This is a genomic window from Frigoribacterium sp. Leaf263, assembly GCF_001422285.1.
Classification (GTDB): Bacteria; Actinomycetota; Actinomycetes; order Actinomycetales; family Microbacteriaceae; genus Frigoribacterium.
Genome location: NZ_LMMO01000003.1, coordinates 209,716 through 224,495, shown reverse-complemented (window position 1 = coordinate 224,495; position 14,780 = coordinate 209,716). Strand labels below are relative to the sequence as shown.

Here is a 14,780-nt window from a genome sequence, read left to right as displayed (position 1 = left end):
GAACAGTGTGAAAATCCTCGTCACCGGCGGCGCCGGTTTCATCGGCTCGAACTTCGTCCGCCGCACCCTCGAAGACGCCTATCCGGGACTGGAGGGCGCCGAGGTCGTCGTCCTCGACGCCCTGACCTACTCGGGGAACGAGGCCAACCTCGCCTCCGTCGCCGACTCCCCGCGGTACACGTTCGTCAAGGGCGACATCCGCGACGGCGCCCTCCTCGACACGCTCTTCCCCGACGTCGACGCCGTCGTCCACTTCGCCGCCGAATCGCACGTCGACCGCTCGGTGCGCGACGCCTCGATCTTCGTCGAGACCAACGTGCTCGGCACGCAGCAGCTGCTCGACGCCGCTCTGCGCAACGACCTGAAGCGCTTCGTGCACGTGTCCACCGACGAGGTCTACGGCTCGATCGCCGAGGGCTCGTGGGCCGAGGACCGCCCGCTCGAGCCGAACTCGCCCTACTCGGCCTCGAAGGCCGGCAGCGACCTCCTCGCCCGGAGCTACCACCGCACGCACGGCCTCAACGTGTCGATCACGCGCTGCAGCAACAACTACGGCCCCTTCCACTTCCCCGAGAAGGTCATCCCGCTGTTCGTCACGAACCTCATCGACGATCGGCACGTCCCCCTCTACGGCGAGGGGAACAACATCCGCGACTGGCTGCACGTCGACGACCACACGCGCGGAATCGCGATGGTCCTCGTCGACGGACGCGCCGGCGAGATCTACAACATCGGCGGCGGCACCGAGCTGACCAACCGCGAGCTCACCGAGATGCTGCTCGAGTCGACGGGCAAGGACTGGTCGTACGTCGACCGCGTCCAGGACCGCCTCGGACACGACCTGCGGTACTCCGTCGACATCTCCAAGATCCGCGACGAGCTCGGCTACGAGCCCCGCGTCCCCTTCTCCGAGGGTCTCGCCGAGGTCGTGCAGTGGTACCGCGACAACCGCGAGTGGTGGGAGCCCCTCAAAGAGCGCGCGGCCCTGTCGTGAGCACGCCCCAGAACCGCCGGTACCTCGTCACCGGGGCACGAGGCATGCTCGGCTCCGACCTGCTCGAAGCGCTCTTCGGACGTGAGGTCACCGTGCTCGGTCGCTCCGACCTCGACGTGACCGACCGCGACGCCGTCTTCGCGGCCGTCGAGGGTCACGACGTCGTCATCAACGCCGCCGCGTACACGGCGGTCGACGCGGCGGAGACCGACGAGGAGGCGGCGCTCGCGGTGAACGGGACCGCAGCCGGCATCCTCGGCGAGGCCACCGCCTCCTCGGGGGCCCGGCTCGTCCAGGTGTCGACCGACTACGTCTTCGACGGCTCGGCCACGTCGCCGTACTCCGAGTCGACCCCGCCGGCCCCGGTGAGCGCCTACGGACGCACCAAGGCCGAGGGCGAGCGTCTCGCCCGCGAGGCCAACCCCGACGGCACCTACGTCGTGCGCACGGCGTGGCTCTACGGGCGTCACGGCGGCAACTTCGCCAAGACCATGCTGCGGCTCGCCGCCACCCACGACACGGTCAGCGTCGTCGCCGACCAGGTGGGTCAGCCCACCTGGACGACGGATCTCGCCGAGCAGATCGTCCGTCTCGTCGACGCCGACGCCCCCGCCGGCGTCTACCACGGCACCAGCTCGGGTCGAGCCAGCTGGTACGACTTCGCCCGTGCGGTCTTCGAGAACGCCGGCCTCGACCCCGAGCGCGTCACGCCCACCGACAGCTCGAGCTTCGTCCGCCCGGCACCGCGCCCGGCGTTCAGCGTGCTCGGCCACGACGCCTGGGCCGCAGCGGGTCTCGAACCCCTGCGCCCCTGGGACGCCGCCCTCCGCGACGCCGCTGCGAAGGGGGTCTTCTCGTCCGATGACGACGCTTCGAGTGGTCGTTGACCAGATCCTCGCGCCGGTGCCCGGCGGCATCGGCCGCTACACCGTCGAGCTCACCCGCGGTCTGATCGCGACGGCCCCGCGCGGGTGCGACGTCGAGGCGGTCGTCGCCGCGCATCCTCAGGCCGACTACGACCGGATCGACGACCTCCTCCCCGGGCTCGCGGGTCTCGCCAAGGCCCCCCTCGGCCGGCGCGAGCTGTCGCTGGCGTGGCAGTCCGGCCTCGTCGGCCTGCCGGGCCGGGGCATGGTGCACTCGACGAGCCTCCTCGCGCCGCTCTCGCGGCACGACCGCTCGCTCGAACCGTCGACGCAGACCGTGGTCACGATCCACGACACCGTCCCGTGGACGCATCCGCACACCCTCACCCCGCGGGGCGTCCGCTGGCACAAGGCGATGGCGCGGCGGGCTCACCGCTTCGCGGACGCCGTCGTCGTCCCGACCCACGCGGTCGCGGACGACCTCGCCGAGCGCTTCGACTTCGGCGACCGGCTGCGCGTGATCGGCGGCGCCGTGAGCAGCGACCTCGCGGTGCCGACCGATGCCGACGCCCTCGCCGACGCCCTCGATCTGCCTCCCGCCTACGCGCTCAGCGTCGGCACGCTCGAGCCCCGCAAGGGCATCGAGCCGTTGATCCAGGCGATGGGGCACGCCGACGCACCCGAGATCCCGCTGCTCATCGTGGGCCCCGACGGGTGGGGGGACGTCAGCATCGCCGACATCGTCGCGCGAGAGGGTCTGCCGGAGGGGCGCGTGCGCTCGCTCGGATTCGTCTCGGACGCCCAGCTCGCCGTCCTGCTGCAGCGCGCCTCCGTCTTCGTCTTCCCGAGTCTGGCCGAGGGCTTCGGGCTGCCCGTCGTCGAGGCGCTGAGCCTCGGCACCCCGACGGTGATCTCGGACACCCCCGCCCTCGTCGAGGTCGCGGCGGACGCCGCCGTGATCGTCGCGCGCGATGATCCGGAGGGCTACCCCGGGAGGCTGGCCCAGGCCATGTTCCAGGTGGTCAACGACGTCGAGTTGAGCACGCGTCTCGGCGTGGTCGGACTCGATCGGTCGCATGCCTTCAGCTGGACCGACTCGGCCGACAAGGTCTGGCAGCTGCACGCCGATCTCTGACGACGCGCGCAGAAGGGCCCCCGCGGATCACCCGCGGGGGCCCTTCGTCCGCGCGCGGGACGTCCGGTCGTCGATCAGCCCCCGGCCGACGCCGTGGCCGCCGCGACGTCGGCGCGGATGACGCCGAAGTCCGGGTACACGTTGTCGTAGGTCGGCGGGACGATCTCGAGGTCGGCGATCTCCTGCCCCTTGGTCTTCAGCGCGAGCTCGACGAACGCACCCAGAGCGCCCCGCGGGATGTCCGTGTCGACGGTCTGCACTCCGGCGGCCGCCACCGACTGGAACTTCGCCAGCACCGTCGCCGGCTGGAACTGCGTCAGCAGCGCCTGCTGCACCTCGCGCTGACGCGCCATGCGGTGGTAGTCGTCCGAGCCGTGCCGGGCGCGTGCGTACCAGAGGGCGTGATACCCGTCGAGGGTCTGCTCGCCCGGTTCGATCCAGCCCTCGACGTTGATCGGCTGCCCGGCGGCGTCGACGCCGCCGTTGATCGGCAGCCGCCCCTCGGTGTTGTCGACCTGGATGCCGCCCAGCGCGTCGATCAGCTGAGCGAATCCCTCCATGTCGATCAGCACGTAGTACTGCAGGGTCAGCCCCGTGACACCGGACACGGCGTCGCGCATAGCCTCGACGCCCGCGTTCGAGCCCCGCTCCTCGGCGTCCGGATAGAGCTCGGGGTGCTCTTCGCCGTAGGTGTAGAGATAGCTGACGAGGCAGTCGTCGCCGCACGAGTAGCCGTCGGGGTAGACGCCCCACAAGGGCGATCCCTCCGAGAACGGGGCGTTGTAGAGATTCCTCGGGATCCCGATGAGCGTCGCGGCGCCCGTCTCGGCGTCGATGCTCGCCACCGAGATGCTGTCGGGGCGCAGCCCCGTGCGGTCGGCCCCGGCGTCGCCGCCGAGCAGGAGGATGTTGTAGCGACCGTCGACGGGATCGGCGGCCTGCGCCTGCGACGTGAAGAGGTCGTTCAGCAGCCGATGCTGCACGCCCGAGAGATAGGCCCCCCACGCAGCCGGTCCGACCGTCGCGAACAGCAGGAGCGCCATGGCGCCGGCCAGGAACCCGCGCGAGGTCGGCGTCGTGCGGATGATGCGGACCAGGCGCAGCGTGTCGAGGGTCAGGACCACCCACAGCACGGCGAAGTAGATCAGGAACAGCTGGACGACCGTGAGAGCGACGACGCTCGTCGCCATCTCGATCAGCGGACGTCGGTAGAAGAGCGCGAGCAGGACCGACACGACGGCCACGCCCCAGAAGACGAGCGTCGACGCCAGCCCGATCCGGCCGAGGCGTCGGCTGCCGGCGAGCACCTGCGCCGAGCCGGGCACCAGCACGTTCAGGACGACGAGCACCCAGGCCCGCTTCGTCATGAACGTCTCCGACCCGAGGTCGGGGTGGCGGACCGGCAGCGTCGCACTCACAGCGACCGCTGCAGGGCCGCGTTCTTCTCCTCGACGAGCTCGCCGAGACTGCTCGCGTACTCCGCGAGACGGTCGGCGACATCGGGGTCGGATACCCCGAGGATGCGCGCGGCGAGGAGTCCGGCGTTGGCCGCCCCGCCGATGGAGACCGTGGCGACGGGGATGCCCGCGGGCATCTGGACGATCGAGAGGAGCGAATCGAGGCCGTCGAGCTTGGCCAGGGCGACCGGCACGCCGATGACGGGCAGGGTGGTGACCGAGGCGAGCATGCCGGGCAGGTGAGCCGCGCCTCCCGCCCCCGCGATGATCACGCCGAGCCCGCGCCCTGCGGCCTCACGGCCGAAGCGGATCATCTTGTCGGGCGTGCGGTGCGCCGAGACGACCTCGACCTCGTGGGCGATGCCGAACTCCGAGAGGATCTCGGACGCGCTCCGCATGGTCGGCCAGTCGCTGTCGGACCCCATCACGATCGCGACCCGCGGCGGGACGCCGGGGTCGTTCGCGACGGACGGGGCGAAGGAGGCGCGGTTCGGGTCTGACACGAGCTAGAGGATAGCGTCAGCCCTCGAAGAACGCCGCACCGGCGCGCGCCCGGTAGGTGGCCTCGTCGAGGTCGTCACCGGTCGCGGTGACGTGGCCGACCTTGCGACCCGGTCGAGGGTCCTTGCCGTAGTCGTGCACCTTGACCGCCGGCTGGTGGGCCATCAGCGCCGGGAGCCGGTCGGCCAACGAGCCCTCGCGGGGGCCGCCGAGCACGTTCACCATGACGCTCCACGGCTCGTGCGCGCTCGTGTCGCCGAGCGGCAGGTCGAGGACGGCGCGGAGGTGCTGCTCGAACTGGCTGGTCGTCGATCCGTCGATGGTCCAGTGCCCCGTGTTGTGCGGGCGCATGGCGAGCTCGTTGACGAGGAGACGGTCGTCGACGGTCTCGAAGAGCTCGACGGCCAGCACACCGGTCACGCCGAGCCGCTCGGCGATCGTGCGGGCGAGGGCCTCGGCGGTCTCGGCCAGGCGTCCGGCGCTCCCCGGCGCCGGGGCGATCACCTCGGCGCACACGCCGTCGCGCTGGATGCTCTCGACCAGCGGCCATGCGACGATCTCGCCGCTCGTCCGGCGGGCGACCGACTGCGCGAGCTCGCGACGGAACTCGACGAGCTCCTCGACGAGGAGCGCCTCGCCCTCGGCGAGCTGCGCGAACCAGTCATCGGCCTCGTGGGCGGCCCGGACGACGCGGACCCCCTTGCCGTCGTAGCCGCCCCGAGCCGTCTTGACCACCGCACGGCCGCCGTGGTCGGCCAGGAACGCGTCGAGCGAGGCCGTGTCGCGGACGGCGTCCCAGTCGGGAACCGGCAGGCCGAGCTCGGTCAGTCGGCGGCGCATCACGATCTTGTCCTGCGCGACGGCGAGCGCCTCGGGCGAGGGGTGGACGGCGACGCCCGCCGCGACGAGGGCCGCCAGGACGTCCTGCGGCACGTGCTCGTGATCGAAGGTCACGGCGTCGACGTCGCGGGCGAAGTCGATCACCGTCGCGACGTCGTGGTAGTCGCCGACCCCCGTCGCCGCGAGACGGGCGGAGCTGCCCTCGACCTCGGCGAGCACGCGGATGTCGATCCCGAGGTGGACGGCCGGGGGCACCATCATCCGGGCGAGCTGGCCGCCTCCGATCACTCCGACGCGGTAGGCCATGGTCTCTCCTCGGTGCTGGCGCCCCTCGATCCGGCGGGGGGCCGGGTCGACGGGGCGGCGGTACGATCTTCGGGGCTCGTCGAGCCCTCCCCATCTTGGCCGAATCCTCGAGGAGGCGCATGCGCCGGCTCGCTCTGCAGCTCGCCCGCTACGGGACCGTCGGCGCCCTCGGGGTCGTCGTCGACCTCGGCCTGTTCAACCTCTTCCGCGCGACGGTCTTCGAGCCCGACCGGGTCGAAGCCGGCCCGATCCTCGCCAAGGTCGCCTCCGGCGTCATCGCGATCGTCGTCGTCTGGCTCGGCAACCGGTACTGGACGTTCCGGGCGACCCGGCGCAGCCACGCCCTCCGCGAGGCCCTGGAGTTCTTCGCCGTCGCCCTCGGCGGGCTGCTCATCGGCCTGGCCTGCCTCGGGGTGTCGCACTACCTCCTGGGCTTCACGTCGGCCGCCGCCGACAATCTGTCGACCAACGTCATCGGCCTGGCCCTCGGCTCGGTCTTCCGATTCACGCTCTACAAGCTCTGGGTGTTCCATCCCGAGCGCGTCGGAGTGATCGATCAGGGGCGGCCGAGCCCCCGGTAGTCGAAGCCGGCGCCGCGCCAGGCGGCGACGTCGAGCGTGTTGCGACCGTCGACGACCCGAGCGTGCGCCATGAGACCCGAGACCACGGCGGGGTCGAGTTCGCGGAACTCGGTCCACTCGGTCAGCACCAGGGCGACGTCCGCGTCGCGGAGGGCGGACTCGACGTCGTCGACGTAGTCGAGCTCGGGGGCGATGCGCGACGCGGTGTGGTTCGCCTCGGGGTCGTAGGCGGTGACGACGGCGCCGGCGGCGCGGAGGCGACGGGCGACGTCGAGGGCGGGCGAGTCGCGGATGTCATCGCTGTTCGGCTTGAACGCGAGACCCAGGACGGCCACCCGGGCTCCGGAGACGTCGCCGACGAGCTGCTCGGCGAGCGCGACCACGCGGTCCCGACGGCGGAGGTTGATGGCGTCGACGTCGGCGAGGAACGCGAGCGAGTCGAGGCCGAGCTCGTCGGCGCGAGCCTGGAAGGCGCGGATGTCCTTCGGCAGGCAGCCGCCTCCGAAGCCGATACCGGCGTTGAGGAAGCGGCGGCCGATCCGCGCGTCGTAGCCGATCGCGTCGGCGAGCTGCGTCACGTCGGCGCCGGTGGCCTCGGCCACCTCGGCCATGGCGTTGATGAACGAGATCTTCGTCGCCAGGAAGGCGTTCGCGGAGACCTTCACCAGCTCGGCGGTCGCGTAGTCGGTGACCAGGCGGGGGGTCTCGGCGGCGAGGGCGGTGGAGTACACCTCGTCGAGCTGCGCGGTGGCGCGCTCTCCGGCCTCCCCGGGAGCCACGCCGTAGACGAAGCGGTCGGGGGTGAGGGTGTCCTTCACGGCGAACCCCTCGCGGAGGAACTCGGGGTTCCAGGCCAGGTCGGCCCCCGAGGAGGCGCGGACGACGTCGGCGAGGCGCGTGGCCGTCCCGACGGGAACCGTCGACTTGCCGACGACGAGGTCGCCGTCCGAGAGGTGGGGCAGCAGCCCCTCGACGGCCGCGTTCACGTAGGTGAGGTCGGCGGCGTGGCTGCCCTTGGTCTGCGGGGTCCCGACGGCGACGAAGTGGACCTCGGCCCCGGCGGCGTCGGCCAGGTCGGTCGAGAACCGGAGGCGGCCCGACTCGAGGGCGCGTCCGAGGACCTCCGGGAGCCCGGGCTCGAAGAACGGGGCGCGACCCGCGGCCAGCTCGGAGACCTTGTGCTCGTCGACGTCGATGCCGACGACCTCGTGTCCGAGCTCGGCCATGCAGGCCGCGTGCACGGCGCCGAGGTAGCCGCAACCGATCACAGAAATACGCATTGGTGACACCTTTTGTCGTTCGTGGGGCGGAACGGGTCTAGTCGCCGTTCCCGAGGGCAGACCCGTCGGCCGTGGCCGACTGGTCGTGGTGACGTCGCCGGGCGACGAAGTCCGTGTTCTGTTCCATCATGTCGTGAAGCGTCGACTGCACGAGGTCCGCGCCCGGCACGTCCCACAACACGATCGGCCGATCGAGGCCGCTGTTGATCAGCACGTCGCCGCTGCGGAACAGGCTCTGCACGCCGTTCTTCCTGACCGTGAGATCGTAGCCGCGACTGTGCAGGAGCTCCTGACGCGTCCTGACCAGGAGACCCCGCCGCAGGATGATCCGTCTCGTCGTGATGACGTAGTGCCGCCCCATCCAGACGAGCAGAGGCACCAGCCAGAGCAGCACGATCGCGAGCCCGGCGAGGGCGAGCACCAGCTGGTTCTGCCAGTCGGCCTCGAAGCGGCCACCGAGATAGCCCGCCCCCGCGCACACGGCCAGCAGGGCGACGCTCGGCCAGAACATGACCCGGGCGTGCGGCCTGAGCCTCGCCACGACGACCTCGGGCGTCTGCGGGTCGACGGAGCTCATGGGGTCATTCATAGCGCAGATGGGTGACGTCGCCCGAGGACACCGCCACGTCGTCGCCGGATGCGGGGCGGACGATCAGCCGGCCGACGCCGTCGAGCCCCACGGCGATCCCGTGCAGATCCGCGCCGCCCGGCAGCTCCACCCGCACGTCGCGTCCGAGCGTCGAGCACTCCGCCTCGGCGCGGGCGTGGAGCCCCGACGCCCGCGCGTCGCCCCCTGCCGCGACCAGGGCGTCGAACGCGGGGAGCAGGTCGGCGAGGAACGACGAGAGCACGCGATCGGCCAGCGTCAGCGCGTCGCCCTCCGCCCCGTGGAGGACGAGGGAGGTCGCGGTCGCGGTCGGCAGCCGGTCGGCCGGCACGGTCAGATTCACCCCGACGCCGACGACGATCCCGCCGTCGGACCGGGCCTGGGCCAGCACGCCGCAGACCTTCCGACCGTCGATCTGGACGTCGTTGGGCCACTTCAGCCCCACGACGCCCCCCGTCTCCGCCACCAGGGACGCCAGGGAGGCGCGCATCGCCGCACCGGCGAGCAGGGGCACCCAGCCGCGGGACTCCGCGACGAGCCCGCTCGGGTCGAGCAGGACGCTGGCGGCGAGGGTCTGATCGGTCGGCGCGACCCACGAGCGGTCGAGGCGACCCCGCCCCGCGGTCTGGCGGAGGGTGGCGACGACGTCGCCGTGCCGAGCGGGCTCGCGATCGACGAGGTCGGCGTTGGTCGACCCGGTCGTCTCGACGTGCTCGAAGGTCGGGGCGAGCGCCGAGCTGAGGGGGAAGGTCACCGCGACAGCCTAGGCGGACGAACCCGGACGGTGCACGGAACCCACCATCGTCGACCCCTCGCACGCGTGGAAACCTCCAACGGCTCGAGACGGAGCGATCAGTAGAGTGAGGCTCGTGACCTCCGACACGACGCCCTCCCCCGAGACGACCGCCAGCGCCCAGCCCGACCTGCACACCACGGCAGGCAAACTGGCCGACCTCAGGGCGAGATACCACGAGGCCGTGACGGCCAGCGGCGAGGCCGCCGTCGCCAAGCAGCACGCGAAGGGCAAGAAGACGGCGCGCGAGCGCATCGATCAGCTGCTCGACCCCGGTTCGTTCGTCGAGCTGGACGAGTTCGTCCGTCACCGCACCCACGCCTTCGGCATGGAGGCCAAGCGCCCCTACGGCGACGCCGTCGTGACCGGCACCGGCACCATCCACGGTCGCCAGGTCGCCGTCTACAGCCAGGACTTCACGATCTTCGGCGGCTCGCTCGGCGAGGTGGCGGGCGAGAAGATCATCAAGGTCATGGAGCTCGCCCTGAAGACGGGTGTGCCGATCCTCGGGATCCTCGACTCCGGCGGGGCCCGCATCCAGGAAGGGGTCGTCGCGCTCGGCAAGTACGGCGAGATCTTCCGCCTCAACACGGCGGCCTCGGGTGTCATCCCGCAGATCTCGCTCATCATGGGCCCGGCGGCAGGAGGCGCGGTGTACTCCCCCGCGCTCACCGACTTCGTCATCATGGTCGACAAGACCAGCCACATGTTCGTGACCGGGCCCGACGTCATCAAGACCGTCACCGGCGAGGACGTCGGCTTCGAGGAGCTCGGCGGCGCATTGACCCACAACAAGGTCAGCGGGGTCTCGCACTACCTCGCGAGCGACGAGGACGACGCTCTCGACTACGCCCGGTCGCTGCTGTCGTACCTGCCCGACAACAACCTCTCCGAGCCTCAGGTCTTCGAGCGGACCGTCGAGCTCGAGACGACCGACCACGACCGGGCGCTCGACACCCTGATCCCCGACAGCCCCAATCAGCCGTACGACGTGATGACCGTCATCGAGCACGTCGTGGACGACGGCGAGTTCCTCGAGGTGCAGCCCCTCTTCGCGCCGAACATCGTGATCGGCTTCGGCCGCGTCGAGGGCCGCTCCGTCGGCATCATCGCGAACCAGCCGTCGGCCATGGCCGGCACCCTCAACATCGAGGCGGGCGAGAAGGCCAGCCGTTTCGTCCGCTTCTGCGACGCCTTCGGCATCCCGATCCTGACGCTCGTGGACGTCCCCGGCTACCTGCCCGGCACCGACCAGGAGTGGACCGGCGTCATCCGCCGCGGCGCCAAGCTGCTCTACGCCTACGCCGAGGCCACCGTGCCGCTCGTGACCGTCATCACGCGCAAGGCGTACGGCGGGGCGTACATCGTCATGGGATCCAAGCAGCTCGGGGCCGACATCAACCTCGCCTGGCCGACCGCGGAGATCGCCGTCATGGGCGGCCAGGGCGCCGTCAACATCCTGTACCGCAACGAGATCAAGGCCGCCGAGGCCGCCGGCGAGGACGTCGCCGCCGTCCGGAGCCGACTGGCCAAGGAGTACACCTACAACGTGGCGAGCCCGTTCCTGGCCGCGGAGCGAGGCGAGCTCGACGGCGTCATCGAGCCGTCCGCCACCCGCGTGGCCGTCGTCAAGGCCCTTCGCGCGCTCCGCACGAAGCGGGCCGTGCAGCCGCCCAAGAAGCACGGGAACATCCCCCTGTGACCGGCCGTCACGCGGCTCTGCCCGACGAGGACGATCGGCACGACGACCGATCCGCGTCGGAGGTGCTGCGCGTCGTCTCAGGCCGTCCGACCGACGCCGAGCTGGCGGCCGTCGCGGCGGTCCTGGCCGCGCGCGCGGTCGAGGCCGAGGCCGAGCGGGCGGTCCGCGCCGCACCCGCGACCGAGTCCGCCTGGTCCCGATCGCGACGCCGACCCCGGGGGCCGTCGACCTCGGGGCCCGGCCAGTGGCGCTCCTTCTCGGGCTGACGACCACCGGAGACGTGCTCGGTGGACCTCTTGTCCCCCGGGGCGGAGACGCCATGGGGGTCGGTCCCCGGTCCGATCCGCTCAGCGCTGCCCACCCGAACAGGGGTAGACGGAGCTATCGTCCCCTGGTTGTCCCCCTAAATGTCGACTTTGCACTTCGGGTTCCGGCGGGCATCATTGGTCGTGCTAGGTGTAACTCTTCGAGTCGCACCACCGTTTGAGAACCAACTAGGGTAAGCGGGTTCTCATTCGGGGGCGGGTCAGGGCGGCATTCGGGTTGCCGCCCTGATCCGAAATCTTGCGAAGGGCCGGACTCACGTCCGGCCCTTCTGCTTTCCCCGGTGGCACGGACCGACTCAGTCGGAGCCGGTCCGGGGGATCTGCAGCCAGAGCTGGACCTCGTCGTCGTCGTCGTCCTCGTCCGCCTCGCTCGCCACCCCTCGCCCGAGCGCGCTCGAGCTCGGGTCCGGCGACCCCAGTCCGACCACGGACACGGCGTGGTCGCCGCCCCCCGGCACCGTGCGGACGATGATCCGATCCGCCGACGATCCGCGCAGCGCCTCGGCGAGAGTGCGGTGGATCCGTTGCAGATCCGTCCCGTGGACGTCGTCCAGGCCGCCCTCGTCGAGCAGGCTCACGACCGCCCCCCGCCGTCGGGCCGACATGACCTCGCGCCGCACGTCGTCGTCGAGCAGTCGCCGCCCGCGGATCTCGTCCCGGATGGCCCCCTCGAGGTTGAGGCACTCCTGCCGCTGCTCGGGTGTCAGGTCCCCCTCCTGGGTGACGATGGCGGCGAGCATCGGCCGCGCCGTCCGGCCCGTCTGCAGCAGGCGGTACTGCCTCTCGTTGACGTGCGCCTCCTGAGCGGCCTGCCAGTCGGCGGCCTCGTGCTCCGCGAGGATGAACTCCCTCGTCTCGCGGCTCGCCCGCGTCAGCGCCGACGACATCCAGGCGGCGAAGGCCACCCACACGACGCTGCCGATGACGCCGAGGTCCGCGAGCGTGTCGAAACCGCTCCACGCCGCTCCGTGCAGCGCCATGAAGCCCACCCCGAGCCAGGCGAAGGCCTGCCGTCGACGGGTGGCGACGATGACCATCAGTGTTCCGATGGCGGCCACGTACCAGGTCGCGTACCCGTTCTCGTCACCCGAATCGAGCTGAGACGTGATCTGCAGCGGGATGACGATGCTGACCGCCAGGGCGAACGAGGCGATCCAGACCGGCATCGCCGAGAGCCTGCTCGGCCAGAGCGCCGCCACGGTCGCCGCGGCGTAGGCGATCATGCAGGCCGCCACGGGCCACGGATCGTCGAAGCGGTCGAGCGAGACGGCCGCCAGCACGAGGTGGTAGCACGAGAAGACGGCCGCGAGCGAGACGATGAGCCACCGCGGGACCCGCACCCTCATGACAGCGACCCCGGCATGGGCGGAGTGATCTCGCCGCTCGGCCAGAGCAGCCGGACCACCGTGCCGACCCCGGGCCGCGAGTCGATGCACGCCCGCCCGCCGGCGTTGCCGAGGCGCTCGACGATCGAGACCCGGACCCCGAGCCGCTCACCCGGAACGCCCGACGGGTCGAATCCCCGCCCCGTGTCGCCGACCTCGATGATGGCGCCGCCCTCCGGCCCGGCCGCGAGGCGGATCCACCGACGGACGCCCGCATCGTCGCCGGCGTGCTGCGAGCTGTTGACGAACGCCTGGACGGCCGCGCTGTAGAGGGCCTCCGCCGCGGCCGACGGGACCGAGCGGCCCCCGATCCCCTCGGCGCGGAGGTCGACGGCGACGCCCATCTCGGCGCTGACCGTGACCAGCCGGTCGCGCATCGACTCGAGAGACGTCGTCGACTCGTCGAACGGCGTCGCAGCCGCGGCCGACGCCAGATGCGCCATGGCGTTCCGGGCCATGTTCGTCGCCAGCACGCGCTCCTCCGGCGAGTAGGCGCGGGCGGCCTGGATGAACGTCGTCAGCACGCTGTCGTGGACGATGGCGTCGACCTGAACCCGCTCGAGCTCCGTCGCGTGCTCGCGGATGGCGGACGAGTACCGGGCCACGGCCAGCGCCTGCGCGCCATCGACGTTCGCCGCGGCCTGACGCAGGATCACGACGAGGATGAGCACGGCTCCCCCGAGCAGCACGGCGTAGGTCGCGTCGAGGGTGGCGTGCGCGAACGAGACCGCGCCTCCTGAGGGGGTCAGGCGGATGAGCCCGTAGACCAGAGGCGCCGCGAAGAGGTAGCCGACCGCGATCCAGGCCGTGAAGGCGTAGGCGGCGGCCGCCGTCGCCACGGTGCAGAGATACCAGAGCCACGGCACCGAGGTCTGCACGACGCTCGGGTCGGTGACGGCGAGAGGCCAGGTGATCAGCGCGATCAGATACGAGACCGCGACGAAGGCGGCCGCCGTCTCGGCACCGCGGACGACCACGCTCGCGACGGCGACGGCGATGAAGCCCCCGAAGACCGACGCCCCGATGATCCATGCCCAGGCGCTCTGCATCGAGCCGATCTGAGCGAGCATCGCGGGGACGGTCTGCAGGCCGAACACGATGCCGGCGGCACCGACGACGCGCCCGACGACCTTCTCGAGGAGCGCGCGGCTGATCGGGTTGCGTGACGGACGAAGCGGTGGTGTCGGCCCGGCGTGAGCCGGGTCAGCGGCCATCCCCGCCGTCCGCGTCGAGGCCCGGCAGGATGCCGTCCTCGACCGCTCGACGGAGGAGGTCGACCTTGGTGGGCGCCGGGCGGCCGACCTCGACGTACTTCACGCGGATGCGGTCGAGGTACTCGCGCGCCGTCGAGTAGCCGATGCCGAGCTGCTGCGCCGCGAGCTTGAGCGGAAGACCCGAGGCGTAGAGGTGCAGGATCTCGCGCTCGCGACGCCCGAGCTGGGCCTTGGCGAAGTCGCGGTCGGCGTCGATCGCGCTCGCCCACTCCAGGTTGTTGAGCACGTCGCCCCGGGCGACGGTCGCGACGGCCGCCATCACGGTCTTGGTCGCGGACGACTTCGGGATCACGCCGGCGGCCCCGGCGGCCAGGGCCTCGCGCACCGACGCGACGCGGTCGGCGATGCTGTGCACGAGCACGGCCGAGCCGGTCGCCTGCACCCGCTTCACGTTCTCGGTGACCGTCGACCCGTCGCCGAGCGAGAGGTCGAGGACCACGACGTCGACCTCACGACCTGCGAGGTTCTCGACGAGATCCTGCACGCCGGCGGCCGTCAGCACGACCTCGAAGCCCTCGTTCTGACAGGCCGCCTGGATGCCCAGACGCACGGACTCGTGGTCGTCGACGATCGCGACCCGCACGGGCGACGTCGTCGGGGCGGGTGTGTTCGGATCCGTCACTGTCTCTGACACGGTGTTCCTTCGCTCGACGTGCGTCCGGGTCCCTGAGATCCCGGGCGTGCACGTCGGACATCGTACCGGCGGTACCGCCCCGCCGCCGGAGTCGCCCCG

General features: G+C 71.5%; 15 protein-coding genes. 6 read left to right on the top strand and 9 right to left on the bottom strand.

Features of this window, described 5'->3' with window-relative positions; all coding sequences use genetic code 11:
- Nucleotides 1-7 precede the first annotated feature (7 nt).
- Genes rfbB through ASF17_RS05095 form a run of 3 tightly spaced genes read left to right on the top strand, consistent with a single transcriptional unit; the run spans nucleotide 8 to nucleotide 2,995 of the window.
- Nucleotides 8-994: a dTDP-glucose 4,6-dehydratase gene (gene rfbB, locus ASF17_RS05105; protein ID WP_055796084.1), complete on the top strand. Its 987-nt coding sequence runs from the start codon at nucleotides 8-10 to the stop codon at nucleotides 992-994.
- Nucleotides 991-1,881, top strand: coding sequence for a dTDP-4-dehydrorhamnose reductase (gene rfbD, locus ASF17_RS05100; protein WP_268761059.1), 891 nt, complete (start codon nucleotides 991-993; stop codon nucleotides 1,879-1,881). The genes rfbB and rfbD overlap by 4 nt, the downstream gene beginning before the upstream one ends.
- Nucleotides 1,871-2,995: a glycosyltransferase family 4 protein gene (locus tag ASF17_RS05095; protein ID WP_326934170.1), complete on the top strand. Its 1,125-nt coding sequence runs from the start codon at nucleotides 1,871-1,873 to the stop codon at nucleotides 2,993-2,995. The genes rfbD and ASF17_RS05095 overlap by 11 nt, the downstream gene beginning before the upstream one ends.
- A 74-nt stretch (nucleotides 2,996-3,069) precedes the next feature.
- Here the strand turns inward: ASF17_RS05095 and ASF17_RS05090 are convergent, their stop codons facing one another.
- The 3 genes from ASF17_RS05090 to ASF17_RS05080 are packed head-to-tail and all read right to left on the bottom strand — an operon-like array spanning nucleotide 3,070 to nucleotide 6,099.
- Nucleotides 3,070-4,362, bottom strand: coding sequence for an LCP family protein (locus ASF17_RS05090; protein WP_200913437.1), 1,293 nt, complete (start codon nucleotides 4,360-4,362; stop codon nucleotides 3,070-3,072).
- Nucleotides 4,363-4,409: 47 nt separating this feature from the next.
- On the bottom strand, nucleotides 4,410-4,955 hold the full coding sequence (gene purE, locus ASF17_RS05085) for a 5-(carboxyamino)imidazole ribonucleotide mutase (protein WP_255354985.1): 546 nt from the start codon (nucleotides 4,953-4,955) through the stop codon (nucleotides 4,410-4,412).
- Between the two features lie 16 nt (nucleotides 4,956-4,971).
- A complete protein-coding gene (locus tag ASF17_RS05080; protein ID WP_055796074.1) occupies nucleotides 4,972-6,099 on the bottom strand; it encodes a 5-(carboxyamino)imidazole ribonucleotide synthase in 1,128 nt (375 codons plus the stop codon).
- A 119-nt stretch (nucleotides 6,100-6,218) separates the two neighbouring features.
- On the opposite strand from ASF17_RS05080, the gene ASF17_RS05075 reads away from it, so the two are divergent.
- On the top strand, nucleotides 6,219-6,680 hold the full coding sequence (locus ASF17_RS05075; protein ID WP_055796072.1) for a GtrA family protein: 462 nt from the start codon (nucleotides 6,219-6,221) through the stop codon (nucleotides 6,678-6,680).
- Here ASF17_RS05075 and ASF17_RS05070 read toward each other — a convergent pair.
- From ASF17_RS05070 to ASF17_RS05060, 3 genes are read right to left on the bottom strand one after another with little or no spacing between them, the layout of a single operon-like run.
- Nucleotides 6,656-7,960: a UDP-glucose dehydrogenase family protein gene (locus tag ASF17_RS05070; protein ID WP_055796068.1), complete on the bottom strand. Its 1,305-nt coding sequence runs from the start codon at nucleotides 7,958-7,960 to the stop codon at nucleotides 6,656-6,658. The genes ASF17_RS05075 and ASF17_RS05070 overlap by 25 nt on opposite strands.
- 37 nt (nucleotides 7,961-7,997) lie before the next feature.
- Entirely contained in the window at nucleotides 7,998-8,537 is a 540-nt protein-coding gene (locus ASF17_RS05065) for a PH domain-containing protein (protein ID WP_235476385.1), read from the bottom strand.
- A 4-nt stretch (nucleotides 8,538-8,541) separates the two neighbouring features.
- Nucleotides 8,542-9,321, bottom strand: coding sequence for a biotin--[acetyl-CoA-carboxylase] ligase (locus ASF17_RS05060; protein ID WP_055796066.1), 780 nt, complete (start codon nucleotides 9,319-9,321; stop codon nucleotides 8,542-8,544).
- A 115-nt stretch (nucleotides 9,322-9,436) separates the two neighbouring features.
- Here ASF17_RS05060 and ASF17_RS05055 point away from each other — a divergent pair, with 115 nt between their 5' ends.
- A complete protein-coding gene (locus ASF17_RS05055) occupies nucleotides 9,437-11,062 on the top strand; it encodes an acyl-CoA carboxylase subunit beta (protein WP_055798243.1) in 1,626 nt (541 codons plus the stop codon).
- Complete coding sequence (locus ASF17_RS05050) at nucleotides 11,059-11,328, top strand: acyl-CoA carboxylase epsilon subunit (RefSeq protein ID WP_082475084.1); 270 nt, start codon at nucleotides 11,059-11,061, stop codon at nucleotides 11,326-11,328. Before ASF17_RS05055 ends, ASF17_RS05050 begins: the two co-directional genes overlap by 4 nt.
- A gap of 356 nt (nucleotides 11,329-11,684) precedes the next feature.
- Here ASF17_RS05050 and ASF17_RS05045 read toward each other — a convergent pair whose 3' ends face one another.
- Genes ASF17_RS05045 through ASF17_RS05035 form a run of 3 tightly spaced genes read right to left on the bottom strand, consistent with a single transcriptional unit; the run spans nucleotide 11,685 to nucleotide 14,681 of the window.
- Entirely contained in the window at nucleotides 11,685-12,734 is a 1,050-nt protein-coding gene (locus tag ASF17_RS05045; RefSeq protein ID WP_055796064.1) for a hypothetical protein, read from the bottom strand.
- Nucleotides 12,731-13,987, bottom strand: coding sequence for an ATP-binding protein (locus ASF17_RS05040; RefSeq protein ID WP_055796062.1), 1,257 nt, complete (start codon nucleotides 13,985-13,987; stop codon nucleotides 12,731-12,733). Before ASF17_RS05040 ends, ASF17_RS05045 begins: the two co-directional genes overlap by 4 nt.
- Nucleotides 13,977-14,681 carry a response regulator transcription factor gene (locus tag ASF17_RS05035; protein WP_235476384.1) on the bottom strand — a complete coding sequence of 235 codons (705 nt, stop codon included), beginning with the start codon at nucleotides 14,679-14,681 and terminating at the stop codon, nucleotides 13,977-13,979. Before ASF17_RS05035 ends, ASF17_RS05040 begins: the two co-directional genes overlap by 11 nt.
- Between the last annotated feature and the right edge of the window lie 99 nt (nucleotides 14,682-14,780).

Excerpts from the sequence above, each read along its gene's own strand:
- ASF17_RS05040 (WP_055796062.1), bottom strand. The coding sequence starts at position 13,987 with ATGGCCGCTGACCCGGCTCACGCCGGGCCGACACCACCGCTTCGTCCG.
- ASF17_RS05090 (WP_200913437.1), bottom strand. The coding sequence starts at position 4,362 with ATGACGAAGCGGGCCTGGGTGCTCGTCGTCCTGAACGTGCTGGTGCCC.
- ASF17_RS05065 (WP_235476385.1), bottom strand. The coding sequence starts at position 8,537 with ATGAGCTCCGTCGACCCGCAGACGCCCGAGGTCGTCGTGGCGAGGCTC.
- ASF17_RS05070 (WP_055796068.1), bottom strand. The coding sequence starts at position 7,960 with ATGCGTATTTCTGTGATCGGTTGCGGCTACCTCGGCGCCGTGCACGCG.
- ASF17_RS05080 (WP_055796074.1), bottom strand. The coding sequence starts at position 6,099 with ATGGCCTACCGCGTCGGAGTGATCGGAGGCGGCCAGCTCGCCCGGATG.
- ASF17_RS05045 (WP_055796064.1), bottom strand. The coding sequence starts at position 12,734 with ATGAGGGTGCGGGTCCCGCGGTGGCTCATCGTCTCGCTCGCGGCCGTC.
- ASF17_RS05075 (WP_055796072.1), top strand. The coding sequence starts at position 6,219 with ATGCGCCGGCTCGCTCTGCAGCTCGCCCGCTACGGGACCGTCGGCGCC.